Annotated in this window: 19 protein-coding genes; 12 read left to right on the top strand and 7 right to left on the bottom strand. The window is 72.2% G+C overall.

Annotated elements, in window-relative coordinates:
* Window positions 1-1,686: glycosyltransferase (locus tag JWN97_RS18380; RefSeq protein ID WP_297626188.1), on the top strand; the 1,686-nt coding region annotated here is incomplete at its 5' end.
* A gap of 13 nt (window positions 1,687-1,699) precedes the next feature.
* Here the strand turns inward: JWN97_RS18380 and JWN97_RS18375 are convergent.
* From JWN97_RS18375 to JWN97_RS18360, 4 genes are read right to left on the bottom strand one after another with little or no spacing between them, the layout of a single operon-like run.
* On the bottom strand, window positions 1,700-2,896 hold the full coding sequence (locus JWN97_RS18375) for a glycosyltransferase (RefSeq protein ID WP_297626185.1): 1,197 nt from the start codon (window positions 2,894-2,896) through the stop codon (window positions 1,700-1,702).
* Window positions 2,886-4,649 carry a hypothetical protein gene (locus JWN97_RS18370; RefSeq protein ID WP_297626182.1) on the bottom strand — a complete coding sequence of 588 codons (1,764 nt, stop codon included), beginning with the start codon at window positions 4,647-4,649 and terminating at the stop codon, window positions 2,886-2,888. Before JWN97_RS18370 ends, JWN97_RS18375 begins: the two co-directional genes overlap by 11 nt.
* The gene (locus tag JWN97_RS18365; RefSeq protein ID WP_297626178.1) at window positions 4,646-6,157 is read right to left on the bottom strand and encodes a DUF2142 domain-containing protein; all 1,512 of its coding nucleotides are present in this window, start codon (window positions 6,155-6,157) and stop codon (window positions 4,646-4,648) included. The genes JWN97_RS18370 and JWN97_RS18365 overlap by 4 nt, the downstream gene beginning before the upstream one ends.
* A 35-nt stretch (window positions 6,158-6,192) precedes the next feature.
* Window positions 6,193-7,347, bottom strand: coding sequence for an acyltransferase (locus JWN97_RS18360; protein WP_297626175.1), 1,155 nt, complete (start codon window positions 7,345-7,347; stop codon window positions 6,193-6,195).
* 129 nt (window positions 7,348-7,476) lie between these two features.
* Here JWN97_RS18360 and JWN97_RS18355 point away from each other — a divergent pair, with 129 nt between their 5' ends.
* The 3 genes from JWN97_RS18355 to JWN97_RS18345 are packed head-to-tail and all read left to right on the top strand — an operon-like array spanning window position 7,477 to window position 10,654.
* Window positions 7,477-8,265 carry a class I SAM-dependent methyltransferase gene (locus JWN97_RS18355; RefSeq protein ID WP_297626172.1) on the top strand — a complete coding sequence of 263 codons (789 nt, stop codon included), beginning with the start codon at window positions 7,477-7,479 and terminating at the stop codon, window positions 8,263-8,265.
* Window positions 8,262-9,506, top strand: coding sequence for a hypothetical protein (locus JWN97_RS18350; protein ID WP_297626170.1), 1,245 nt, complete (start codon window positions 8,262-8,264; stop codon window positions 9,504-9,506). Before JWN97_RS18355 ends, JWN97_RS18350 begins: the two co-directional genes overlap by 4 nt.
* A gap of 41 nt (window positions 9,507-9,547) precedes the next feature.
* Window positions 9,548-10,654: a glycosyltransferase family 1 protein gene (locus tag JWN97_RS18345; protein WP_297626167.1), complete on the top strand. Its 1,107-nt coding sequence runs from the start codon at window positions 9,548-9,550 to the stop codon at window positions 10,652-10,654.
* Window positions 10,655-10,665: 11 nt separating this feature from the next.
* On the opposite strand, the gene JWN97_RS18340 is transcribed toward JWN97_RS18345, so the two are convergent.
* Genes JWN97_RS18340 through JWN97_RS18330 form a run of 3 tightly spaced genes read right to left on the bottom strand, consistent with a single transcriptional unit; the run spans window position 10,666 to window position 12,763 of the window.
* Window positions 10,666-11,568 (bottom strand): glycosyltransferase, encoded by a 903-nt coding sequence (locus JWN97_RS18340; protein WP_297626165.1) that lies wholly within the window; start codon window positions 11,566-11,568, stop codon window positions 10,666-10,668.
* Window positions 11,565-11,957 (bottom strand): DUF2304 domain-containing protein, encoded by a 393-nt coding sequence (locus JWN97_RS18335; protein ID WP_297626162.1) that lies wholly within the window; start codon window positions 11,955-11,957, stop codon window positions 11,565-11,567. The genes JWN97_RS18340 and JWN97_RS18335 overlap by 4 nt, the downstream gene beginning before the upstream one ends.
* Window positions 11,954-12,763 (bottom strand): glycosyltransferase family 2 protein, encoded by an 810-nt coding sequence (locus JWN97_RS18330; protein WP_297626159.1) that lies wholly within the window; start codon window positions 12,761-12,763, stop codon window positions 11,954-11,956. The genes JWN97_RS18335 and JWN97_RS18330 overlap by 4 nt, the downstream gene beginning before the upstream one ends.
* Before the next feature lie 57 nt (window positions 12,764-12,820).
* Here JWN97_RS18330 and JWN97_RS18325 point away from each other — a divergent pair, with 57 nt between their 5' ends.
* The 8 genes from JWN97_RS18325 to JWN97_RS18290 form a co-directional block, all read left to right on the top strand.
* Window positions 12,821-14,755: a hypothetical protein gene (locus JWN97_RS18325; protein WP_297626156.1), complete on the top strand. Its 1,935-nt coding sequence runs from the start codon at window positions 12,821-12,823 to the stop codon at window positions 14,753-14,755.
* A gap of 27 nt (window positions 14,756-14,782) precedes the next feature.
* Window positions 14,783-15,511, top strand: a complete 729-nt coding sequence (locus JWN97_RS18320) for a TIGR03936 family radical SAM-associated protein (protein WP_297626153.1) — start codon at window positions 14,783-14,785, stop codon at window positions 15,509-15,511.
* A gap of 320 nt (window positions 15,512-15,831) precedes the next feature.
* A complete protein-coding gene (locus tag JWN97_RS18315) occupies window positions 15,832-19,104 on the top strand; it encodes an Rne/Rng family ribonuclease (protein WP_297626150.1) in 3,273 nt (1,090 codons plus the stop codon).
* Window positions 19,105-19,298: 194 nt separating this feature from the next.
* Window positions 19,299-19,598 carry a 50S ribosomal protein L21 gene (rplU, locus tag JWN97_RS18310; protein WP_129473078.1) on the top strand — a complete coding sequence of 100 codons (300 nt, stop codon included), beginning with the start codon at window positions 19,299-19,301 and terminating at the stop codon, window positions 19,596-19,598.
* A gap of 44 nt (window positions 19,599-19,642) precedes the next feature.
* Window positions 19,643-19,897 carry a 50S ribosomal protein L27 gene (rpmA, locus tag JWN97_RS18305; protein ID WP_135840891.1) on the top strand — a complete coding sequence of 85 codons (255 nt, stop codon included), beginning with the start codon at window positions 19,643-19,645 and terminating at the stop codon, window positions 19,895-19,897.
* Between the two features lie 109 nt (window positions 19,898-20,006).
* On the top strand, window positions 20,007-21,569 hold the full coding sequence (gene obgE / locus JWN97_RS18300) for a GTPase ObgE (protein WP_297626133.1): 1,563 nt from the start codon (window positions 20,007-20,009) through the stop codon (window positions 21,567-21,569).
* Window positions 21,559-22,683 (top strand): glutamate 5-kinase, encoded by a 1,125-nt coding sequence (gene proB / locus JWN97_RS18295; protein WP_297626130.1) that lies wholly within the window; start codon window positions 21,559-21,561, stop codon window positions 22,681-22,683. Before obgE ends, proB begins: the two co-directional genes overlap by 11 nt.
* 460 nt (window positions 22,684-23,143) lie before the next feature.
* Window positions 23,144-24,352 (top strand): HNH endonuclease signature motif containing protein (locus tag JWN97_RS18290; protein ID WP_297626127.1); only part of this gene is annotated, 1,209 nt, incomplete at its 3' end.

The raw sequence follows: 24,352 nt of genomic DNA, 5'->3' as shown, positions 1-24,352 counted from the left end.
CCGCCGTGCCGCACGGCGGGTGCGGAGCGCCCTGCGGTGAGCCCGCGAGCCAGCGCCGCTCCCCGCATCTCGATCGTCACGCCGGTCTACGACCCGCCCGTCGACGTGCTCAAGGAGTGCATCGAGTCGGTCCTCGCCCAGGACTTCCAGGACTGGGAGCTCATCATGGTCGACGACTTCTCCTCCCACGAGGCCGTGCCCACGGTCATCGCCCAGTACGCGCAGCAGGACCCGCGGATCACGCTCATCGAGCGGGACGTCAACGGTCACATCGTGGCGGCCTCCAACGACGGGGTGGACGCGGCCCGCGGCGAGTTCATCGCCCTGCTTGACCACGACGACCTGCTCACCCCCGGCGCGCTCACGACCGTCATCAACACCATCGACCGCTACGACGACGTCGACTACCTCTACACCGACGAGGACAAGGTCGGTGAGGACGGGACGACGTACGGCGCCTTCCGCAAGCCCGACTGGTCGCCGGAGCGCCTGCGCGGGCAGATGTACACCTCGCACCTGTCGGTGCTCCGCACCAGCCTGGTCCGCGAGGTCGGCGCCTTCCGGGACGGCTTCGAGGGCTCGCAGGACCACGACCTGGTGCTGCGCGTCACCGAGCGCGCGCGACGGGTGGTGCACGTCCCCGAGGTGCTCTACCACTGGCGTGCCGTGGAGGGGTCGACGGCGGTCGACATCGAGGCCAAGCCGTACGCCGAGACGGCCGGGATCCGCGCGGTCCAGGAGCACCTGGACCGGGTGGGCATCGCCGCCACGGCCGGGCCGGGGGCCGAGCCCGGTCGCTACGTCGTCGAGCGTCGCCTCGACCCGGGGCTCCGTGTCTCGGTGGTCATCCCCACCGCGGGTCAGTCCTCGCTGGTGCGTGGGCAGCGCACGGTGCTGGTCGTCGAGGCCGTCCGCTCGCTCCTCGCCCGCACGGACCACGACGACGTCGAGGTGGTCGTCGTCCACGACACGCCGACCCCGGCGGCCGTCCTCGACGAGCTCCGGTCGGTCGCGGGCGACCGCCTGCTGCTCGTGCCGTTCGACCGCCCGTTCAACTTCAGTGAGAAGGTCAACGTCGGGGTGTGCCACTCCTCCGGCGACCGGGTGGTCTTCCTCAACGACGACATCGAGGCGATCTCCCAGGGGTGGCTCGAGCAGCTGGTCGCGCCGCTCGACGAGGTCGACGTCGGCCTGACCGGCGCCAAGCTCTACTTCAGCGACCAGACCGTGCAGCACGCGGGGCACGCCTACTACAACGCGGGCTACCACCATCCCTTCAAGTTCTGGACCCGCGACGAGGTCGGGCCGTTCGGGGAGCTTGTCGTCAACCGGGAGGTCACCGGGGTGACGGCCGCCTGTGCGGCCATGCGGCGCGACACCTTCTTCGACATCGGCGGCTTCACCGAGACGCTCCCAGGCAACTTCAACGACGTCGACCTCTGCTACAAGGTGCAGGCCGCCGGCCTCCGCACGGTGTTCGTCGCCAACAGCGAGCTCTACCACTACGAGTCGCGCACCCGCGAGGCGCGCGTGCAGGAGTGGGAACGCCTGGCGGTCGTGTCCCGGTGGGGGGTCCCGGACGACGACCGGTTCACGCCGCGTGCCGTGGCCATGCCCAACCTGCGTCGCGTCCAGGAGCTGCCGGACGACCTGTTCGAGCCGCTCGCCGACGCCCCGCACGTGTGAGCCGACCGGACGGTCAGCCCGTGCGTCGGCCGAGGTAGGGCTCCAGCGCCGCGGTGAGGGGGGCGGCCACCGAGTCCCACGCCCAGCGGCGGTGGGCCAGCTCGGCCGCCGGTCCGACCTGGGCGGCGTAGGCGGCGGGGTCGCGCGCGAGCTCCACGGCCTCGCGCAGCGCGCCGTCCCACTCGTGGGCCTTGGCCAGCCGTCCGGTGACCCCGTCCTTGATCGCGTCGTCGAGCGAGGGCGTGTGCGAGGCGACCGTCCACGTGCCGACCGCGGCCGCCTCGAAGAACTTGAGGTCGGACTTGCAGATGTTGAAGGCCGTGTGGGACAGCGGCGCGATGTTGACCTCGACCTCGGCGATGGATCGCTGCAGCTCGACGTAGTGCATGAACTTCTGGAACTCCACCCGCTCCCGGTGCGGCTCCAGCGCGCCGAGGTCGTCGAGGTAGCCGACGATGCGCACGGATACGTCGTCGTCCTCGTCCAGCAGGCGGGCGAGCGCCGGGCCGGCGATCGCGAAGTCGCGCACGTGCGACGGCGTGCCGCTGAAGTAGCCGACGGTGACCGGCCCGCTGCGCCGGTAGCCGTGGGCGGTCTTGGCGTCGAGCAGCTCGCGCGAGTAGGCCTGCTGGGCCCGGTTCAACACGTTGGGCACGATGCCCGGCTCGTCGTCGACGTACCTCGACAGCTGGCGCGCCAGCAGCGGGTTGGTGGTCGTCGCACCGCGGCAGGCGCCCAGGGAGGCGTTGAGGCGACCCATGTAGGCGAACCAGACGTCCCACTCGGCGTTGACGTCCGGGTCCTTGCCAAGCGAGCTCATCACCAGCTCGGCGAAGCCCACGTCGAACACGAGGTCGTCGCAGTCGAAGACCAGAGGAACGCCGTGCGCGTCGGCCTTCTGCACCAGCTCGCGCAGTGCCGCGTTGAAGGGGTAGCGGGCCACCACGATGGCGTCCAGCTCGGGCACGATCCGGGTCAGGGCGCGCAGCTCGTCGTCGCAGAACCAGCCGGCCCGCAGGCGGGCGCCCGGGGCGTGGTTGAGGGCGTCGACGGTGTTGGCCACGCGGTAGCGGAAGGTGCTCGTGTCGGGCGTGCGGTAGACGAACGCGACGCGGTGCTCGCCGTCGAGCATCGTCCCCACACGTTCGGCCATCGTGCTGTCCCAGAGGTCGCGGACCTCGCCGGGAGCCTCGGGCAGGTCAGTGAACATCCGGGACGATGCCTTCGTCGGCGCCGAGGGTGTCGCGGAAGCGGTCCATCACCCAGTCGACGACGGGCACCAGCGTGCTCTCCCAGTCGCGGACGATGTGGTCCGCGGCGACGTTGGCGGCCCGGCGCTCGGGGTCGCGCGCGAGCTCGACCATCTCGCGCAGTCCCTCGAGCAGGCCGTCGACGGTCGACGGGGCCACGACGATGTTGTCCGAGATGTCGGACAGGTCGGTCTTGATGCCGTGGGAGTTGGTGAGGACCGCGGCGCCGACCGAGGCGAGGTCGTAGGGCGGGTAGGAGGGGTGCGGGGTGTCCATCAGCACCAGCGCGGCGTCCATCGACGCCACCAGGTCCTGGTAGTCGGTCCAGCCGAGCCCCTCGATGATGTTGACGTGCACGTCGCGCGGCAGCGTGAGGTCGGGCGTGCCCCGCCCCACGAAGTGGAACTCCCATTCGTCGGGGTCGAGGATCCGCGACTCCACGGCCCTGGCGATCACCTGGCTCCCGCGCCAGAACAGGTTCCGGGCGTTGAGCGGGCGGGAGTAGAAGAACAGGTTGCGCTTCGCAGCCCGAGACCCGGCAGGTACGACGGACGCGTCGCGTGTCGGGAACGCCGGCTCGAGCGCGATGGCGCTCTCGCGCAGGTGGGGGAGCCCGCCCGGGCCCGACAGGTGCTCGAGCAGCCGGGAGGTGTTGACGACGACGGCGAGATCGGGCTCCGCCAGCGTCTCCGAGCACAGCAGCCGCTCGTCGCCGTAGGCGTAGAACATGCGCTCGTCCTCCTGGAGGAGGTAGAGCACCTGCTCGCGGGGGATGTCGCTGTCGAGCACCGCACGGGTGGTCCACCACGAGGTGGTCATGATGATGTCCCGGTCGGTGAACTGCAGGCGCTGGCTGCCGTCGGTGGAGACCTGCTCCAGCTCCAGGACGCCGTCCAGGTGCACCCCGGTGGCCTCCTTCAGCAGCGAGATGACCTGGCCGTCGGGCATGTCGGTGCGGGTGACCAGTCGCAGCGTGCCGTCACCGAACCGGTTCGCCAGCTGGACGCCCAGGATGATGGCGGTGCCGACCCCTCCGAAGAGGCTGTGCGGCGCGACGCTGTCGGTCACGATGCTGATGCGTCGCTCGCCGGCGGGCAGCTTGGTGACGGGCATCGGCTGGATCGCCTGCCAACGCTCGGCGTACAGGGCGTCGACGTAGGGCTCGCGGAGCGCACCGCGCGGCGCGATGCGGCCCTCGGCGCGGCCGTGGCGCAGGTAGTGGACGAGCGGGTTCCAGCTGGTCCGGGCGACGTCCGGGTTCTGGCGGAGGTAGCCGGAGGTGGAGAACTTCTCGCTCGGGTCGAGGCCGTCGCGCCGGCCGAACCGCAGGTAGTGGCGCACGACGTCCCGGTCGGCAGGGAGGTCGGGCTTGAAGTGGCGGTAGTAGTCCTCGTCGAAGAAGCCGGACTCCCGCACGATGCGGGCGTCGTCCTCGACCGGGTTGAGCGCCCGGCCCTGGTCCTTGCCGGTGCGCAGGTAGTGGACGAGGGGGTTGGTGCCGGCTTCGACCACGTCCGGGTTGCGGCGCAGGTAGGCGTTGGTGGAGAAGGCCTTCGAGGGGTCGCGACCGTCGCGGGCGCCCTGCCGCAGGTAGTGGAGCACGGGGTCGACGCCGGACTTGCGGACCTCCGGGTTCTTCCTGAGATAGAAGTCGGTGTCGAAGAGCTCGGACTCCCGGAGCAGCTCTGCGTCGGTCCTGGTCTGGTCGCTCACGTACGGCCCTCCCGTGGCTCTTCGTGCGGCGCGAGCATAGTCGGTCGCAGCACCGCCGCCGTCAGCCAGACGAAGCCGAGGGACGCGAGGACCCAGACCGTCGTGGCGCTGGGGGCCGAGTCCCACCACCACTCGAGGTCGTCACCGAAGAGGATCTTGGAGACGTCCAGCCCGGTGACGTAGCGCCGCATCTGGATGTGCAGCGACACGGCGTGGGCGAGGCCGAGTGCGGCGACGACACCCCAGTAGGCGGCTGGGCTCAGCCGCAGGGTCACCCCGCGGGCGCCCAGCAGGCACAGGCCCGTGAAGATGGTCAGGATCGGCAGCACGTAGCGCGGCTGGACACCCTCGCCGACCAGCACGTGCGACTGCATGAGCAGGTAGATCGGGTGCACGAAGAGCGCGGCGCCGACGAGCCCCAGCCCCACCAGCTTGGCCGGGAACACCTGGCGCCAGCCCTGCAGCAGCAGCCCGAACCAGGCCGCGATGGTCAGCATCGAGATCATCGGCGGGAACGGCGTGTCCAGCCAGCCGGCGCGGCCCAGGGGCCCCGAGCCGAACACGCCCAGCCACAGGGTGGGGAGCGAGGACAGGTTGATGAGGAGGAGCTGCGTGTCGGTCAGCTCCGGACGGGTGTAGCCGAAGCCCTCCGTCAGCGCCGACGCGTGCCCGGACGACAGGAAGATCGCCGCGGCCAGGGCGAAGCAGACGAGGGCGGCTCCCGTCACGAGCGGGGCCCTGCGCAGGTGGCGCACGCGCAGGATCAGCACCAGCGCGACGCTCATCAGCACGAACAGGCAGCCGTCGGCCCGTGAGCCCGAGCCGATGAAGGCCGCCAGGACGGCGAAGGCGGCGAGCCCCAGGCGTCGCCGTCCCTCCGCCTCGTAGGCCACGTAGAGCGCCGGCCAGAGCAGTGCCGCTCCCAGCACCGCCCAGGAGCTGGGGTTGGTGGAGGCGAGGACCGACATCGACAGCGGGACGGCCGTGAGGACCAGCGGGACGGCCGCGAGCGCGCGGCGCCGGCGCGGGAGCAGCGCGGCGAGACCGGCCACGAGCACGACCGCCAGCAACGAGTTGACCAGCCGCATGGTGAGCACCGCGGTGGGCACGTCGGTGCCCACGAACACCGACATCAGGGCGTAGAAGTAGGGCGGGTAGGCGCCTCCCCAGTTGCCGTGGCTGGTCGTCACCTCGGGCTCGAGGCTCGTGAACTGGTCCTGGCAGGCACCGCTGGCGCTGAAGTCCCCGCCGTAGCAGATGCCGGCACCGGAGGCGAGGTAGGGGACCGCCCGCTCGTCGGGCTTGCCCTCGACGCTGCGGCAGGAGTCCTGGTCGATGCCCTGGGCGCACCAGATCGAGGCGAGGTGGTAGTCGTCGTCGGGGGACGAGCCGGCCGGGGACGCGAGCGACCATCCGGCCAGGGCGACGAAGCCGGCCAGGCAGGTGGCGAGCCACAGTGCGACGGTGCGCCGGGTGCCGCTGCGGGTCCGGTCCGGAGCGTCGGACACGGCAGTACCTCTCGCCCACGACATGAGGTCGGAGCCTAACTTCCGTGGGGGCGCGGGTGCGCCACGGGGTCGTCGGCCCCGGGCGCGGTGCGGGGGGTGTCGTCACCGGCGGTGGCGGCGGTCGGTCGCGGCTTGTGCCGCAGGGCCGGCCGCTCGATCAGGCGCCACGAGGTGATCGCCAGCAGCCACACGACGGGCGTGGCCACGACGAGCACCAGCCAGGGGCTCGCGTCGTCGCCGGCGACCTGCACGACCGTCTGCTGCACCGGGAACGCCCAGATGTAGACGCCGTACGACGCATCGCCGAAGCGGGTCAGCACCCTGCCCACCGGCGGCAGGGCGTAGGCGAACCAGTAGGACAGGTAGACCGCCGCCAGCGTCCACACCACGACCCGCAGGGGCTCCGGCCCCAGACCGGTCGCCACGCAGATCGGCAGCAGGGCCAGCGCGACGGGCCAGGCGAGCACGAGCCGGTCGCGCCAGGAGTACGCCGCGGCACCGACGGCGAACGCCGCCAGGACGTACGTCGACCCGATCGCGTCCGAGGTGTGGGGCACCCACACGGCGGCCCAGGCCAGGCCGAGGACCGCCAACCCGGTGATCACCGCGCGACGCGCGAGCAGTCCGCTGATGCCGAGCAGGAACAGCACGAGGTAGGCGAAGACCTCCACCGGCAGGCTCCACAGCGGGCCGTTGACGGCACCGGGGTAGTAGCCGTGGTCGAAGACCCCGGGGAGCTCGGCGCCGAAGGGGAACAGCAGCGTGATGCGGACGGGGTAGATCCAGGTCTCGGCGCGGGAGAAGTAGTCGCCCGGGGACAGGGAAGTGACCAGCGGACCCAGCACGAACGCCGTGACCACGCCGACCGTGGCGAGCGCCGGGATCAGGCGCAGCGCGCGCTTGGCCCAGAAGTCCCGGGGCGAGGGGTCGTACTCCCAGCTGCGCCGGATGAGCAGGCCGCTGACCGCGAAGAAGACGAGGACCCCGAGGTTGCCGAGCGTGGTGCCGAACTGGTGCAGGGGCTCCTCGTGCCCGACCAGGGCGAACGAGTGCGAGACCAGCACCGCCCAGGCGGCGAAGAGGCGCAGCACGTCGAAGTTGTTGTCCCGGCTGTCGAGGCGCTCGCCCAGGCGCACCGTGCCGGAGGGTCGACGGGGCGCGTCGCCGCGCGTCCGGTCGGGTCCTCCCATGACGGGCGAGGTTAGCAACGCGGGGAGCACCCACCGCCATCCGCGGCGGTGGTGCTCCGGGCGCCACCCCCGGCTGCGCCTAGGATGACCGCGACCAGACGCCGTCGCAACCGGAAGGTGACCTCCTCCATGTCGCACCCCTGCCGGGTCTGTCGTACCGACACCGTGCCGTTCGACGAGGGGCAGGTGCTCGGCCACGTCGACGTCACCTACCACCGGTGCCCCGCCTGCCGGCTCGTGATGGCGCTGGACCCGACCTGGCTGGACGAGGCCTACGGGTCGGCCATCGCCAAGCTCGACATCGGCCTCCTCGACCGGTGCCAGATCCTGGCCAACGTCACCGCGACTGTGCTGCGGACCGAGCGGCTGCGCGGCGGCAGGTTCATGGACTGGGCGGGTGGCTACGGCACGCTCACCCGGCTCCTGCGCGACCGCGGCTACGACTTCACCCACTCCGACCCGCTGGCGGCCAACGTGTTCGCCGAGGGCCACGCCGTGGGGAGCTTCGTCGGTGAGCGCTTCGACCTCGTCACGGCGTTCGAGGTGCTCGAGCACCTCGCCGATCCCCTCGAGTCGCTGCGCGACGTCGCCGCGAGCACCGACCGGCTCCTGGTGACCACCCAGGTGCTGCCGGACCCGGCTCCGCGGCCGGGGGACTGGTGGTACTACACGCCCGAGTCCGGGCAGCACATCACCTTCTACACCCGCGACTCCCTCGACCGGCTCGCCCGCGAGCTCGGCTTCGACGGTGCCGTGACGAGCGACCTCGTGCACTACTTCTACCGCGGCAGGATCTCCCCCCTCACCCGCGCGTTCGTGAGCCGTCCCGCGGTCGCCTACGGCGTGGGCCACCTCGCGGCCGTCGTGGACCGGCGCCACTCCCTGCTCCAGTCGGACCTCGCGCGGATCACCGGGTGACCGTGGGCGAGCTCCCCACAGACGCGGAGTCCGCCCGACGGCCGGCCAGCTCGACGATGTCCGTGCTCGGCGCCGCGCTGATCAGTGGTCTGTCCGGCTACGTCGCGCTGATCCTGGCCGCTCGCGCGCTGAGCCCGGCGGACAACGCGGAGTTCCTGGTGTTCTGGGGAGTCGTCTTCGCCATGTACGGCGTCCTGATCGGCGTGACCGCCGAGACGACGCGGGCGGTCAGCTCGCCGTCGGGCCGGCCCGACGCCGGGGCGCGTACGACGTCGCTGATGCCGGTGGTGCTCGGGTTCGCGCTGACCCTCGTCGCCGTGGTCGCCCTCACCGGCGTGCTCTGGGCCCCGCCGGTCTTCGGGGCTCACTGGGCGGCCCTGCTGGGCGCCACCGTGGTCGGCACGACCCTGTTCAGCGTGCACGCGGCGGTCGCCGGCGTCGCCTCGGGTCGTGGCGCCTGGTCCGGCTACAGCCTCCTGGTCGCGGGGGAGACCGTCACGCGGCTCGTGCTGTTCGGGGTCGTGGTGGTCGTGGCCGCGGGAGTCACGGGCTTCGCGTTCGCCAGTGCCGTGGCCTCCGGGTTCTGGCTGGCCGCCACGGTCGCGTCGCGCCGCTACCGCGACCTGTGGCACCAGCGGGTCGACGTGGACGTGCGGGGGATGGTGCGCCGCCTGGTGGCGTCGTGCACGGCGGCCGGGGTGTCGGCGCTGCTGCTGGTCGGCTACCCGGTCCTGCTGCAGGTCACGACCTCCGACGCGGTGTTCGAGGGCGCGGCGCCGATCATGCTCGCCGTCTCCCTGTGTCGCGCCCCGCTCCTCGTGCCGCTCGGGGCCTACCAGAACGTCGTGGTCACCAAGGTCGCCGTGCACGGCGTACGAGCCCTGGTGCCGGTGCTGGCCGGCATCGGTGGCCTGACCGTCGTCGGGGCGCTCGCCGCCTGGCCCATCGGCCCGTGGGCGTTGCGCCTCGTCAACCCCGACTACCACCTCGACGGGCCGGTGTTCGCCGGCCTCGTGCTGGGCGCCGGGCTGGTCGCGGTGCTGACCGTCACCGGCGCGGCCGCGCTCGCGCTCGACCACCACGCCGTCTACCTCGCCGGCTGGCTGGCGGCCACTGTCGCCACCGTCGCGACCCTCCTGGGCCCGGGCGACCTGGAGGCGCGGGTCGTCACGTCGCTGCTGGTCGGCCCGGCCGTCGGGGTCGCGGTGCACCTGCTCTGGGGCCGCCGTCGCATCGGTTAGGGTCGGGCCCGTCCCAGCCTGACCCTCCGGGAGGATCGTCGGTGTCCCACCGCCCGCTCGTGTTCGTCGACATGCTGTCCTACACGGGCACCAAGGGCGGGATGGAGACCTACACCCGTGAGCTCTACCGCGCGCTGGGCCGGATGGACACCGGCCTCGACTTCGTCGCGCTGGCGAGCAAAGAGGGTGCCGCGCTGGACCTGTCGTGGTTCCCCGGCGAGGTGATCGCCTCGCGCATCAGTGGCGAGAACCGGTTCGTGTGGGCCTTCGGCGAGCTCGTGGCCTCGAGCTGGCTGGCCCGGCGCCGCAAGGCGCAGCTGGTCCACTCACCCGCCACGCTGAGCCCGATGTGGACGTCCATGCCGACGGTGGTCACCATCCACGACATGCTCTACTGGAGCCACCCCGAGCTGATGACGACCCCGCTCTACACGCGTCCGGTGATGTGGATGGAGAAGCGGGGGGCGGCCAACGCCGCCCACGTGATCACCGACAGCGAGGTCTCCGGCGACGAGATCGTGAAGTACCTCGGCTTCCCGCGGGAGCGGCTGCACGTCGTCCCGCTCGCTGCCGAGCATCCCGAGGCCGCGCCGGCACCGGCCGACCGGACCGAGAATCTGGTGGTGGCCAGCGGCCAGCGACGGCCCCACAAGAACTGGGACCGCCTGATCCGCGCCCTGGCGCTGGTCGACGAGGAGGTCCGGCCCCGCCTGGTGATCACCGGGGCGCGGGGCGAGGACCCCCTCGCCCCCGTCGTCGCCGAGGTCGGCATGGAGGACTGGGTCGAGCTGCGCGGCTGGGTCGACGACGCCGAGCTGGCCGACCTCCGCGCGCGGGCCCGTGCCCTGGCCTTCCCGACCCTCGCGGAGGGCTTCGGCCTGCCGATCCTGGAGGCCATGGCCGAGGGGCTGCCCGTGATCGCCTCCGACCTGCCGGTGCTCCGCGAGGTGGGCGGCGAGGCCGCCCTCTGGTTCGACCCCCTCGACCTGCACTCGATCGCCGACGCGCTGCGCACGGTCGCGACCCGTCCGGAGGTCCTGCCCGCGATGGCGGCGGCCGGGCTTGAGCAGGCTCGCCTGTTCAGCTGGGATCGCGTGGCGAGCGAGACGCTGGAGGTCTTCCGGACGGCCCTCGCAGGGCGAGGCTGACGCCCCGCGCCTCAGCGCTCGAGCGTGTGCTCGAGCAGGGAGCGTACGGCGCTGCGCTCGCGTCGCCCGAGCGCCTTGGGGAGCAGGGTCACCGCGTGCAGCCGCGACGTCCAGCGCCGCCGTGCGGTGCGCGCGGCCCGGGTCCACCCGCGCTGGGCCATCTGCTCGGCGGCCGAGGCGTAGTAGCGGCGCTCGTCGGAGAACCTGCTGCCGTGCAGCAGGCTCGTCGACGAGGCGCTCTGCGTGTGCCGGCGGTAGGAGAAGCAGACCTCGGGGTCGAGCACGAGCGACTCGCCGGCAGCGGTCATGTCGATGAGGAGCGCGAGGTCCTGGATGATCGGCAGGTCGTCGCGGAACGGGAAGCGGTTGACGACCTCGGTGCGGAAGACCAGGGCCGGCCAGTAGTGCCAGGCGCCGCGCAGCAGGCTGGCAGCCAGCGGCTCGCCGGACAGCTCGGTGCGACGGCGTACGCGCGGTCTGATCGCGCGCTTGACCTTGTCGGTCAGCGGGTCGATGGGCGTGGCGTCCTCGTCGATGACCTGGACGCCCACCTGGATGGTCGCGGCCCCGGGGAACTCGCGATGGGCGGACTTCACCGTCTCCACGAACTGCGGGTGCATGAGGTCGTCGCAGCCGAGGAACATCATCAGCTCGCCGGAGGCCAGCTCGCGGCAGCGCTGGTAGTTGTCGGTGATGCCCACGTTGACGTCATTGCGGAGGTAGTGGATGCGCGGGTCCGTCTCGGCCGCGAAGTGCTCGGCCACCGTGGGGTCGGGATAACAGTCGTCGACGACGGTGATCATCCAGTCCGGGTCGGTCTGGGCGCGCACGCTCTCGACCGTGGCGTAGAGCAGCTCGGGGTCGCCCCAGAAGGGGATGAAGACCTCCAGCGGGCTCGGGTCGGCCGGGCTCACTCGTCGGTCTCGTCGTGGTCGGCCGCCGCCTGGAGGCTGCCTCCGGGGCGCCGGTGCTGCTCGATCTCGAGGCGGAGCAGGGCGATCTCCTCGGCCAGCGTCCGGGTGCGCTCCTCGAGGCGCCCCAGCTCGGAGCTGTGCTGGAGCGTGAGCACCATGATCACCATCGACGCGGCGAAGAACAGCAGGTTGGCGGGCACCTCGAGGCCGATGGCCTCCGAGGTGTGGATCAGCAGCGACGGGAAGGCCGCGACGGTGATGATGGCGAGGGCGACCAGCGCCCAGATCAGCGCGTACTTCTCCCGCAGCCGGTGCCGGCGCATCATCTCGAAGAGCGCCAGCAGGATGATGAGCGAGCCGGCCAGCCCGAGGATCGTGACACCGCTCATCCTCGCACCTCCTGCTCGACGGTCGTGTCCGTGACCGGTCCGGCAGGCGCGCCGGGCTCGCCCACGAGCTCCTCGACCGGAGCCGCGTCCTCGAGCTGGGACGGCCAGTCACGCACCAGGGCCAGGATGAGGGCGACGATCGCGCGGCACAGGTAGATGGCGGCCTTGACGGGCGAGTGCGAGGCGCGGCCCGCCACCCGCGCGCGCATCGTGACCGGGACCTGGGTGATGCTGCAGCCGGCGCGGGCGGCGATCACGAGCGACTCGACCGTGTCGCCGAGGTACTCGGCGGGGTAGTGGGTGGCGAAGACGGCGATCGCGCGACGGTTGGACACGCGGAACCCCGACGTCACGTCGGTGAGCCGGGTGCGCGCCAGGCGGGAGAGCACCGAGGCGAGGAGCACCATCGCCCAGCGCCGCGGGCCGCGCACCTTGTAGGGGTCGTCGGGCGTGGCGAACCGGGCGCCGATCACGACGTCGGCGGTGTCGAGGCGCTCGAGGAGGTCCGCGAGGTAGCGCGGGTCGTGCTGGCCGTCGGCGTCGATCTGGACGGCGACGTCGTAGCCGTGCCGCAGCGCGTAGCGGTAGCCGGTGCGCATGGCGCCGCCGACCCCGAGGTTGAACGGGAGGGGGCAGACCGTCGCGCCCGCGGCACGGGCGCGGTCGACGGTGAAGTCGCGCGAGCCGTCGTCGATGACCAGGAGATCGGCGTCGGGGACGCAGGCACGGATCTCGGTGATGGTGCCGACGATGGCGTCCTGCTCGTTCCACGCGGGCACGATGATGAGCACGCGTTCCCCGGACATGCCCGCGATACTATCGCGGCCGCTCGTCCGCCCACGCCGTCAGGAGGTCAGGTCCCGGTGGGCCACATCACTGCTGGTCCCGCACGCCGGATCTCCCTCTCCTCCCTGCCATGGCACGTCGTGGTGCCGGTGCTGCTGTACGTCGTCCTGTGCCTGGCCGGCGCGACGCAGTCGTCGATCGGCGCCGCCGAGCTGCGGGCCGACCCCGAGCACCCGTCCGGGGTGATGCTCGGCGAGGCCCGCAGCACGCGCTCCGACGAGTTCCTGACGGCCTCACCGCTCGCGCTGGGCGTGACCGCGACCGGGCAGACCGAGGACCTCAACCCGCTGACGGCGTCGCAGGCCCTGCTCAACGTGCTCCCGTCCGGCCCGGTGACGTCGCTGCTCTTCCTCGACGGCACCGCGCTCAGGCTCGGCCCGTGGCTGCCGGACGGCATGCTCTTCGCCGCCAAGTTCTGGTTGGGCACCCTGCTGCTGCTCCTCGCCGCGCCCGCGTGGTTCCGCACCCTCACCGGCAGCCGGTGGATCGGCTGGTTCGCGGCCGCGCTGATCCTCTTCTCGCCCGCCAACGCCTGGTGGTCCAACACCCACGCCAACCTCCTCGGCTTCGCGCTCGGGGCCGCGGTGGCGCTCCAGCGGGCCTGCCTCGACGCGCGGCAGGGCCGGTGGTGGCGTGCCGGGCTGTGGGGCGCGGCGAGCGCCGCGCTGCTGGTGCGGACCCCCCTGCTCTACCCGCCCTGGGCGCTGGTGGTCGTGCCGGTGATCCTCCTCGGGACGGTCGCGGCGCTCCTCTCCAGCCCCCCGCGGCGGCGCACGCTGGCCGTCGTCGGCGGCGTCGGCCTCCTGACCCTCGTGTTCCTGGCGGCGGTCTACCTCGAGAACAGCGCGGCGATCCAGGCGTCCGGCTCGACCGTCTACCCCGGCACTCGGGTGGTCTCGGGATCGGCCAACGCCGTGCAGGCGCTCTTCGGGGCGACCAACCTGGGCATCCTGGCCGACGGCGTCGCGGTGGTCGGCTCCAACTCCTCAGAGATCTCCTCCGGCTTCACCGTGGCGTTGGTGCTGGCACTGCTGCTCCTGTCCCGGGGAGTCACCTGGCGCGTTCCCGGCCAGCGGTGGGCGGTCATCGCGGTGCTGGCCCTCACCGGCTTCTGGCTGCTGTGGTCCACCGTCGACTTCGGGGTGCTGGGGTCGAAGGTCCCCCTGCTCAACCAGGTGCCGTCCGGTCGGTCCACGCAGGTCCTGGGGCACCTCGGCGTGGTCCTGCTGTGCCTGCTGCTGCCCGCCGCCAGGGCGCGCAGCGCCGTGTCGTGGTCCCTCCTGGCGGCCGGTACGACGGCGGCGGTCGCGGCGTACGCCGGCTCCTACCTCCGCCTGCAGAACCTCCCCGACCTCTCCGTCCGCGGGATCTGGCTGGCCGCCCTGCTGCTGGCGGTGACGGTCTTCGTCCTCACCTTCCGCCCGCGCCACCTGCTCGGCTACGCCCTCGGCGGGCTGCTCGCGTCCTCGCTCGTGTGGCAGGTCAACCCGCTCCTCCTCGGTCTCGGCGACCTCCGGGGGAGCGCGATCGCCCAGGAGCTGCTCGAGGAGTCCGACCCGGCCCGCGAGGCGGGTGACCTGTGGGTGGCGGACAGCTACTCGGTCGACTCGCTGATGATGGCCACCGGCGTACCCGCCCTGTCGGGTCGGCAGATGTCCGGACCCGAGGTCGCCGCGTGGTCGCGGCTCGACCCGGGACGCACGCACGAGGACGTGTGGAACCGGGGTGGGTCCTACATCTGGTTCACCTGGAGCAAGGACAAGGAGCTGACGTTCGCCAACCCCGGTCCGGACATCGTCTCGGTCACCGGGTCCCCGTGCACCGTGGCCCGCCGGATGGTGCGCCTGACGACGGTGGTGTCGTCCCGCGAGCTCGACCAGGACTGCCTCGAGCCCGTCAGGTCCTTCGAGTGGGGTGGGGACACCCGCTGGGTCTACGCCGTCTCGTCCTGAGCCCGAGGGCGCGACTACGGTGTGCCGGTGCCCAAGGACCAGCCCGAGCAGCAAGCCCCTCCGGTCCAGCGCCTCCGCGTGCGCTACGCCAAGCGCGGGCGGCTCCGCTTCACCAGCCACCGTGACTTCAGCCGTGCCTTCGAGCGGGCGGTCTTCCGCGCCCGGGTGCCGATGGCGTACTCCTCCGGCTTCAACCCGCACCCCCGCATCTCCTACGCCGGAGCGGCCCCCACCGGCTCCGCGAGCGAGGCCGAGTACCTCGAGCTGGCCCTGTCCGAGGTGGTCGTGCCGGCCGATGTCCACGCCATGCTCGACGAGGCGCTGCCCCCCGGGCTGGACGTCCTCGAGGTGGTCGAGTCCCCGGGTGGCTCGCTGTCCGACCTGCTCGAGGGCAGTCGCTGGCGCATCGACCTGGCCGTCGACCGGGAGGCCGCGACCGACGCGGTGACGCGCTTCCTGGCCGCCGACGAGGCGCTCGTGGAGCGGATGACCAAGAAGGGCATGCGCGAGTTCGACGCGCGGGCCGCCGTCGTGGCGCTCGAGCTGCTGCCGGCGGACGCCGCCGAGCCAGGACGTACGTCGTTCGAGGTGGTGCTGCGCCACGGCACGCCGGCCGTGCGCCCCGACGACGTGCTGCGCGGCCTCACGACCGTGGCGGGTCTCGCCCCGGGCGAGGCCCCGCTGATGACGCGGCTGGCCCAGGGTCCCCTCCTGGACGCCGGCGGGGTCGGCGACCCGCTGGCGAATCGGGCATAGGGGTCCCCGAGGGTCGGTGTGCGATACTCGGCACGTTCGACGTCCCCTGACAACCGTCAGGATCCGTCGAGCCGACGACGTTCTCGCCGGTCACCCCAGTGGCAGGCACCCGGACGGGTGGACGTCACCGGACCGCGACGCGGCTACGGGAGTCAGTGACAGTGGCTCCGGCGCCCGGCGACCGCGGCAGGTGACAGAAGTCCTTCGGAGACGCTCACGCGGAGGGGGTCGCCGCCACTGAAGCTTTGCGTCCCCGGGATCGCTCGCGCGTGAGCGGTGGACGCCGTATCGGCACCGCAACGGTGCCCGAGGAGCACCACATGCTCGATGAAGACCAGCCCCAGCGCACCGAAGCCGTCACCGGCGACACGCCTGGCACCTCGGCGGCCGTTCCGCCGGCAGCGCCCGTCGTGACCCGCCGCACGCGCAAGGCGCCCGCCAAGAAGGCCGCCGCCGCCTCCGGGTCCACCCCGGACGTCGCCGCCGACACCCCGGCCGCCGCTACCCCTGCCGCCGACACCCCGGCCGCCGAGGCACCGGGCGCCGAGCCGCAGGCCGTGACGACCACCGCCCGCAGGGCGCCGGCCAAGAGGGCGGCCGCCAAGCGCACCCCCGCCAAGAAGGCGGCGGTCGCCGACGCCCCCGCCGCCGAGCCCACTGCCGACGCCGAGGCCGCCGCCTCCGTCGAGGGCAGCGAGTCCGCCGCCCCGGCGAGGAAGACGGCCGCCCGCAAGACCACGGCCAAGAAGGCGCCCGCCCGCAAGTCCACCGCCAAGAAGGCGACCCCCGCCCCCGAGCAGCTCGAGGAGGCCACCGCTGAGGCGGCCACCGCTGAGGAGAGCCCGGCCGACGGAGCCACCGGCCACGCCGTGCTGTTCCAGGCCCCGGTCGCCACGACCACCCGCCGTACGCGCAAGAGGGTCGCGCCTGTCGAGCCGCCCGTCGAGGAGGAGCTCGAGGAGACCGAGGCCACCGACGAGGCCGCCGAGCCAGCCGAGGAGACGGCCGCCGAAGCCGCGCCCGTCGAGAAGCCGGCCCGCAAGCGCGCCGCCAAGAAGACCTCCAGCAAGAAGTCCGGCGCCGCCCAGGCTGACGCCGCGACGTCCGACGAGGACGAGCAGGCTGCCGCCGAGCAGGTGGCGGCCACCAGCGACCAGGACGACGAGGACGACGAGGACGAGTCGCAGGACTCGTCCGCGCAGGACGACGAGTCCGGCGACGGCGAGGGTGGTCCCGCCCGTCGTCGTCGCCGCCGTGGCGGCCGCCGCCGGCGCAAGTCGTCCGACGGCTCCGACTCCGCGGAGGGCACCGACGGCTCGGACGGCGCCGGCGACGGAGACGCCGCCGAGGACACCTCGACCGACGACGCCGGGTCCACCGACGACGACTCCGGCTCGGCCGACGGCAACGGCGAAGGTTCCTCGCGTCGTCGTCGTCGCCGGCGCCGCGCCGGCGAGGACGGTGGCGGGGACGACAGCGACACCAACACTGTCACCCGCGTGCGCAAGACGCGCTCCGCCGAGGACCAGATCACCGCGGTCGCCGGCTCCACGCGCCTCGAGGCCAAGAAGCAGCGCCGCCGCGAGGGACGCGAGGCCGGCCGCCGCCGCGCGCCGATCGTGAGCGAGGCCGAGTTCCTCGCCCGTCGCGAGTCCGTCGAGCGGGTGATGGTGATCCGCCAGCGCAAGGACCTCACCCAGATCGGCGTGCTCGAGGACAAGGTGCTCGTGGAGCACTACGTCGCCCGCGAGTCGCAGACCTCCCTCATCGGCAACGTCTACCTCGGCCGGGTGCAGAACGTGCTCCCGTCGATGGAGGCCGCCTTCATCGACATCGGCAAGGGCCGCAACGCCGTCCTCTACGCCGGTGAGGTCAACTGGTCCTCGCTCGGCCACAAGGAGGGACAGCCCCGCAAGATCGAGTCGGTCCTCTCCAGCGGCCAGATGATCCTGGTGCAGGTCACCAAGGACCCGATCGGCCACAAGGGCGCCCGCCTGACCAGCCAGATCAGCCTCGCCGGCCGCTTCCTGGTCTACGTCCCGGACGGCACCACGTCCGGCATCTCGCGCAAGCTGCCCGACACCGAGCGCAACCGCCTCAAGACCCTCCTCAAGGAGATCGTCCCGGACACGGCGGGCGTCATCGTGCGCACGGCCGCCGAGGGCGCCAGCGAGGAGGAGCTCACCCACGACGTCGAGCGCCTGAAGTCGCGCTGGGAGGACATCGAGAGGAAGTCGTCCCACAAGGGCTCGGGTCCGCAGATGCTCTACGGCGAGCCCGACCTGACCCTCAAGGTGGTGCGGGACCTCTTCACCGAGGACTTCTCCAAGCTCGTCATCGAGGGTGACGACGCCTGGGACACCGTCTACGGCTACGTCGAGTCCGTGGCGCCCGACCTCGCCGACCGCGTCGAGCGCTTCGAGCGCGGCGCCACCGGCGGTGACATCTTCGCGACCTACCGCGTCGACGAGCAGATCCAGAAGGGTCTCGACCGCAAGGTCTGGCTGCCCTCGGGCGGCTCGCTGATCATCGACCGCACCGAGGCGATGACCGTCGTCGACGTCAACACCGGCAAGTTCACCGGCTCCGGGGGCAACCTGGAGGAGACGGTCACCAAGAACAACCTCGAGGCGGCCGAGGAGATCGTGCGCCAGCTCCGGCTGCGCGACATCGGCGGCATCATCGTCGTCGACTTCATCGACATGGTCCTGGAGTCCAACCGCGACCTCGTGGTCCGCCGCCTCGTCGAGTGCCTCGGTCGCGACCGCACCCGCCACCAGGTCGCCGAGGTCACCACGCTCGGCCTGGTGCAGATGACGCGCAAGCGCATCGGCACCGGCCTCGTGGAGGCCTTCAGCGAGAACTGCGAGCACTGCCAGGGCCGGGGCGTGGTCATCAAGGACCAGCCCGTCGACCCCGACGCCTCGTCCGACGACGGCGAGGGCCGGCGCAGCGGTCGTCGTCGCGGTCGCCGCGGCGCCACCGGCGAGGGCAACGGCTCCGACCGGTCCGCCGAGCAGAGCGGCGGAGGCAACGGCGGTGGCACCGGGGGCAGCAACGCCCCGTCGCCGAAGGACGTCGCGGCCATGGCCCGCCACGAGAAGGCTGCCGAGAAGGAAGCCGAGCTCGAGGCCGAGAAGGACGCCGAGCCGTCGGACGAGCAGCAGGCCGAGACGCCCGTCGAGACTCCTGTCGAGACCCCTTCGGAGGCCTCTGTCGAGACTCCTGCGGAGTCTCCCGCGGAATCCCCTGCCGAGGCTCCTGCGGAGCCTGCGGCGGAGGCTCCCGTCGAGGCTCCCATCGAGGCTCCGGCCGAGGAGACGCCTGCTGAGGCCCCTGCCGCGGACGACAAGCCGCGGGTGGTCACACGTACGCGTCGCCGCTCGGCGAGTCGTCCGGCGGGTCCGCCGGTGCTCCCGGCCGCGGGCTCGGCAACCGTCGGCGTGACCGGCACGCTCCCCGAGTCGGGCCTCGTCGAGCCCGGCACCGCAGGCGTCGAGCCGGGTGCCGATACGGGTGCCGAGGAATCGGCGGGCGACGCCCCGGTGGTCGAGCACGTCCCGATCAAGAAGAAGGGCACGCGCAAGCGCTGACCCCGGGGGAGAGGGGCGACCGGACGTCGTTTTGCCCGGTCGCCCCTCGATCCCGTAGTCTTGACCCTCGGTGTTCGACACACCGATTCTGCGCGCCCGCCACGCGGCGTACTCGCCCGAAGCCCCAGGCGGTGTCGTGCGCAGTCCCGAAAGTTCTTTTACCTGTAGTTTCGTATCGAGGAGAGTGACTCGCCGTGTACGCGATCGTGCGCAGTGGCAGCAAGCAGCAGAAGGTTGCCGTGGGCGACGTCATCGAGATCGACGCGATGGCCGCCGCGGGCGACACCCTCACCCTTCCTGTGGTGATGGTCGTCGACGGCGAGAAGGTCACCGCGACCGGCCTGGACAAGGCCAGCGTGACCGTCGAGGTCACGGGCCGCACCAAGGGCCCGAAGATCATCATCCAGAAGTACAAGAACAAGACCGGCTACAAGAAGCGCCAGGGTCACCGCCAGAAGTACACCCAGGTCAAGGTCACCGACATCTCCCTCTGAGCGCTCGCTCGAGGTCGACCAAGTCTCCCCAGAAGGACTGAACAATGGCTCACAAGAAGGGTGCTGCGAGCACCAAGAACGGCCGTGACTCCAACTCCCAGCGCCTCGGTGTGAAGCGCTTCGGTGGCCAGGTCGTCGGCGCGGGCGAGATCATCGTCCGCCAGCGTGGCACCCACTTCCACCCGGGCACCGGTGTGGGCCGTGGCGGCGACGACACCCTGTTCGCCCTGCAGGCCGGCGCGGTCGAGTTCGGCACCCGCCGCGGTCGCAAGGTCGTCAACATCGTCCCGGGCGAGTGACGTCACCGCGACACTGAGAACTTCTGCGAAGGGCGTCCCTGTCTGGGGGCGCCCTTCGCGGCTTTAGGGGCCACACGTCCCCGCACCTCCACCACAGCAAGGAACCCCCATGGCCATCCCCACGTTCGTCGACCACGTCACGCTGCACCTCGCAGCCGGACGAGGTGGCAACGGTGTGGCCTCCGTGCACCGTGAGAAGTTCAAGCCGCTCGGAGGTCCCGACGGCGGCAACGGTGGTCAGGGCGGGTCGATCATCCTCGAGGTCGACACCAGCGTGACGACCCTCGTCGACTACCACCACAGCCCCAAGCGCCGCGCCGAGAACGGCGGCCAGGGCGCCGGCGACCACAAGAACGGCGGCAACGGCAAGGACCTGACCCTCCTGGTTCCTGACGGCACGCTCGTCACGGACGGCCAGGGCAACGTGCTGGCCGACCTGGTGGGCCACGGCACCACCCTCGTGATCGCCGCGGGCGGTCGTGGTGGGCTCGGCAACGCGGCCCTCGCCTCGTCCAAGCGCAAGGCCCCCGGGTTCGCCCTGCTGGGTGAGCCCGGCGACGAGCTCGACGTACGCCTCGAGCTCAAGGTCGTGGCCGACATCGGCCTGGTCGGCTTCCCGAGCGCCGGCAAGTCCTCGCTCATCGCGGCGATCTCGCGGGCCCGGCCCAAGATCGCCGACTACCCCTTCACCACCCTCATCCCCAACCTGGGCGTCGTCACCGCCGGCGACACGACGTTCGTCGTCGCCGACGTGCCGGGGCTCATCGAGGGTGCCGCGGAGGGACGCGGGCTGGGCCACGACTTCCTGCGCCACATCGAGCGCTGCGCCGCGCTGGTCCACGTGATCGACACGGCCACGATCGAGCCCGGGCGCAACCCGCTCGACGACCTCGACATCATCGAGGGCGAGCTCTCCCGCTACGGCGGGCTCGAGGACCGGCCGCGGCTGATCGCCCTCAACAAGGTCGACGTGCCCGACGGCCAGGGCATCGCCGAGATGGTCGTCGAGGACCTGCGCGCCCGCGGCCTCCAGGTCTTCGAAGTGAGCGCTGCGTCCGGGGCCGGGCTGCGCGAGCTCACCTTCGCGATGGCCGAGATCGTGACGGCCTCGCGCGTTGACACGCCCGAGGTCGAGCCGCAGCGGATCGTGCTGCGACCCCGGGCGGTCGACGCCAAGGCCGACTTCGAGGTCGTCGCCACCGACGATGGCTGGCGCGTGCGCGGTGCCAAGCCGGAGCGGTGGGTGCGCCAGACCGACTTCAGCAACGAGGAGGCCGTGGGCTTCCTCGCCGACCGCCTCAACCGGCTCGGCGTCGAGGTCAAGCTCGTCCAGATGGGCGCCCAGGAGGGCGACACGGTCCTCATCGGAGCCGAGGACAACTCGGTCGTCTTCGACTTCAAGCCGAGCATCGAGGCCGGGGCGGAGATGCTGGGCCGGCGCGGTGAGGACGAGCGGCTGCGCGAGCAGCGCCCGGCCCGCACCCGTCGTTCCGAGATCGCCTCGGCCATGGAGACCAAGGCCGAGGAGGAGGCCCGCGCCGACGTGGCCCGTCGCCTCGACGCGGAGCGCAAGAAGGGCCCGAACCGCAGCTCCGGGAGCTCCGGCGTGGGCCCGATGGCCTACGAGATCGGCACCAAGGACGACCCGGACTGGGACGGCAGTGACGACTGAGCGCTCGGCCCTCGTGGGCGGGGCGCGGCGCATCGTCGTCAAGGTCGGCTCGTCGTCGCTGACCACGGCGACCGGCGGGATCGACCCGGTGCAGGTACGCCGGTTGGTGAAGGTGCTCGCCGCGTCACGCGCAGCCGGTGCCGAGGTCGTCCTCGTGTCGTCCGGCGCCATCGCGGCGGGCCTGGCCCCTCTGGGGCTCACTCGGCGCCCGAGCGGCCTGGCCGCGCAGCAGGCGGCCGCGTCGGTCGGGCAGGGCCTGCTGGCGCACCGCTACCAGGAGGAGTTCGCCCGGCACGGCATCGTGACCGGCCAGGTCCTGCTCACCGTGGACGACGTCACCCGCCGCGCCCACTACCGCAACGCCCACCAGACCTTCGCCAAGCTGCTCGAGCTCGGCGTGGTCCCGATCGTCAACGAGAACGACACGGTCGCCACCTCGGAGATCCGCTTCGGCGACAACGACCGCCTCGCCGCCCTGGTCGCCCACCTCGTCCATGCCGACCTGCTGGTCCTGCTCTCCGACGTCGACGGGCTCTACGACGGTCCGCCCAGCCGCGCCGGGTCGACGCTGATCCCGGTGGTGCGCTCCGAGGACGACCTCGCCTCCGTGACCATCGGTCCGGCCGGCTCCTCCGGTGTCGGCACCGGCGGCATGACGACCAAGGTCGACGCGGCCCGGATCGCCACCGGGGCCGGCATCCCCGTCGTGCTCACCTCGGCCGAACGTGCCTCCGACGCACTGACGGGTGCCGAGATCGGCACGCTCTTCCTGGCCACGGGCAAGCGCCGCCCCACCCGGCTGCTGTGGCTGGCGCACGCGACCTCTGGACTGGGGACGCTGACCCTCGACGCCGGCGCCGTACGTGCGGTGGTCTCGCGCGGTGCCTCCCTGCTGCCGGCTGGGATCACCGGGGTCTCGGGGACCTTCGTGGCCGGCGACGCGGTCGACCTGCTGGGTCCCGACGGAGCGACCGTGGCGCGCGGGCTCGTGAACTTCGACGCCGACGAGCTCCCGGCGCTGCTGGGCCGCTCGACCAGTGAGCTCAAGACCGCGCTCGGGGCGGCGTACGAGCGTGAGGTCATCCACCGCGACGACCTGGTGCTGCTGGGCTGAGCGGCCCCCGTCAGCGTTCGATCGCGGCGCGCACCGTGTCGGCCAACGCCTCGACGTCGATCCTCGCAGCCGAGGCTGTCGAAGAGTCCTTCGAGGATGGCGTCCTTGTCGATGAGGGGGAGGGACAGGGCCGCCCCGAGGACCCTGCCCACCGTCGTCTTGCCGCTGGCGGGGAGGCCCGAGACCACGACCAGAACACGCGCGCCCATGTGTCCCATGGTGACAGCCCGTTGAACGAAGGTGTGGCGAACCTTGATCGAACATGTGTTCCTAAAGCACTGTGGTGGGCGTAGCGTCGGTGTCACGTTCCGCGGAGTGACCGGGTGGTCGATGGCCGGGCTGGTGGGGCGAGTTGCGAGGGTGACGTAATAGTCCGGGTGCCCGGGCCTCCAGGAGCGACGATGAGTTGGGTGCCACGCGTGTGCGTGGCCGTACGCCGTCGTCGAGAGGAGGCCAGTCGGTGAGTCATCCGGTCGTCGCTGCCGTCTCAGACATCCGCGCCCTGCTGAAGGGTGTCGCGGGGGCGAACCCGACCTTCCTGTCGACCGAGGAGAAGGCGTCGGCGCTGTGCGAGCTGGTGCGGGCCGAGGGGCAGCTGGCCGAGCTGCGGCTGCGGGTCCTGGCAGATGCCGGGGACCTGGCCGACTCGACGGGCGCGAAGGACGCCGCGGCGTGGCTGGCCCCCCGGACCCGGACGCGGCTCGGCGGCGCGCGGGCCGACCTCGCTCTCGCGTCGGCGTTGGACCGGGAGCTTCCGGTGCTGGCGGCCGGGATGCGCGACGGGGTGGTGACGCTCGACCAGGCGCACGTGATCCACCGGGCGCTCGCCGCGCTCCCGTCGTCCGTCGAAGCCGACACCGTCACGTCGGCCGAGGCCCACCTCGTCTCACAGGCGTCCGTGTTCGGGCCGAAGGAGCTGGGGCGCATCGGACGCCGGATCCTCGACGTCGTCGCTCCCGAGATCGCCGAGCAGGCCGAGGCCGACCGCCTCGCCGACCTCGAAGCCCACGCCGCCGACAAGACCCGTCTCACGATGCGCCGCCAGGGCGACGGGACCACTCGCATCTCCGCGCTGGTGTCGGACGCGACTGCGACCCGGCTGGCGACGTACCTCGAGGCCTTCACCAACCCCCGCGCGAGCCGCGACGACCAGGCGCCCGCTGCGGATCCCTTGACGCGCCTGCCCTACCCCAAGCGCCTCGGACAGGCGTTCGTGCAGTTCCTCGAGACCATCGACCCGACCCGGCTGCCCGTGCACGGCGGCGACGCCACCACCGTCATCGTCACCATCCCGCTGGCCTCCCCCAAGGCCGACCTCGCCACCGCCGACCTCCTCGGCGCCGGCCTCGTCCCCGGCGACGACCTCACCGGCGACCGCATCACCGCCAGCCAGGCCCGCCGGCTGGCCTGCACCGCGAACATCCTCCCCGCCGTCCTCGACGGCACCAGCCTGCCCCTCGACCTCGGCCGCGCGAAGCGGCTCTTCACCCCCGCCCAACGCAAAGCCCTCCTGTTCCGCGACCAGACCTGCCGCGCCGACGGCTGCGACACCCCCGGCACCTGGTGCGACGCCCACCACCACGACCCCTGGCACCACGGCGGTCGAACCGACCTGACCAACGCGGTCCTGCTCTGCCAGCACCACCACCACCGCGCCCACGACACCAGC

The sequence above is a fragment of the Nocardioides sp. genome (assembly GCF_025965415.1).
Classification (GTDB): domain Bacteria; phylum Actinomycetota; class Actinomycetes; order Propionibacteriales; family Nocardioidaceae; genus Nocardioides.
Note: the sequence above shows the minus strand (reverse complement) of the source record. Positions and strands in the feature narration are given on the sequence as shown.

Excerpts from the sequence above, each read along its gene's own strand:
- JWN97_RS18375 (WP_297626185.1), bottom strand. The coding sequence starts at position 2,896 with ATGTTCACTGACCTGCCCGAGGCTCCCGGCGAGGTCCGCGACCTCTGG.
- JWN97_RS18360 (WP_297626175.1), bottom strand. The coding sequence starts at position 7,347 with ATGGGAGGACCCGACCGGACGCGCGGCGACGCGCCCCGTCGACCCTCC.
- JWN97_RS18355 (WP_297626172.1), top strand. The coding sequence starts at position 7,477 with ATGTCGCACCCCTGCCGGGTCTGTCGTACCGACACCGTGCCGTTCGAC.
- JWN97_RS18335 (WP_297626162.1), bottom strand. The coding sequence starts at position 11,957 with ATGAGCGGTGTCACGATCCTCGGGCTGGCCGGCTCGCTCATCATCCTG.
- JWN97_RS18330 (WP_297626159.1), bottom strand. The coding sequence starts at position 12,763 with ATGTCCGGGGAACGCGTGCTCATCATCGTGCCCGCGTGGAACGAGCAG.
- JWN97_RS18315 (WP_297626150.1), top strand. The coding sequence starts at position 15,832 with ATGCTCGATGAAGACCAGCCCCAGCGCACCGAAGCCGTCACCGGCGAC.
- rpmA (WP_135840891.1), top strand. The coding sequence starts at position 19,643 with ATGGCTCACAAGAAGGGTGCTGCGAGCACCAAGAACGGCCGTGACTCC.
- obgE (WP_297626133.1), top strand. The coding sequence starts at position 20,007 with ATGGCCATCCCCACGTTCGTCGACCACGTCACGCTGCACCTCGCAGCC.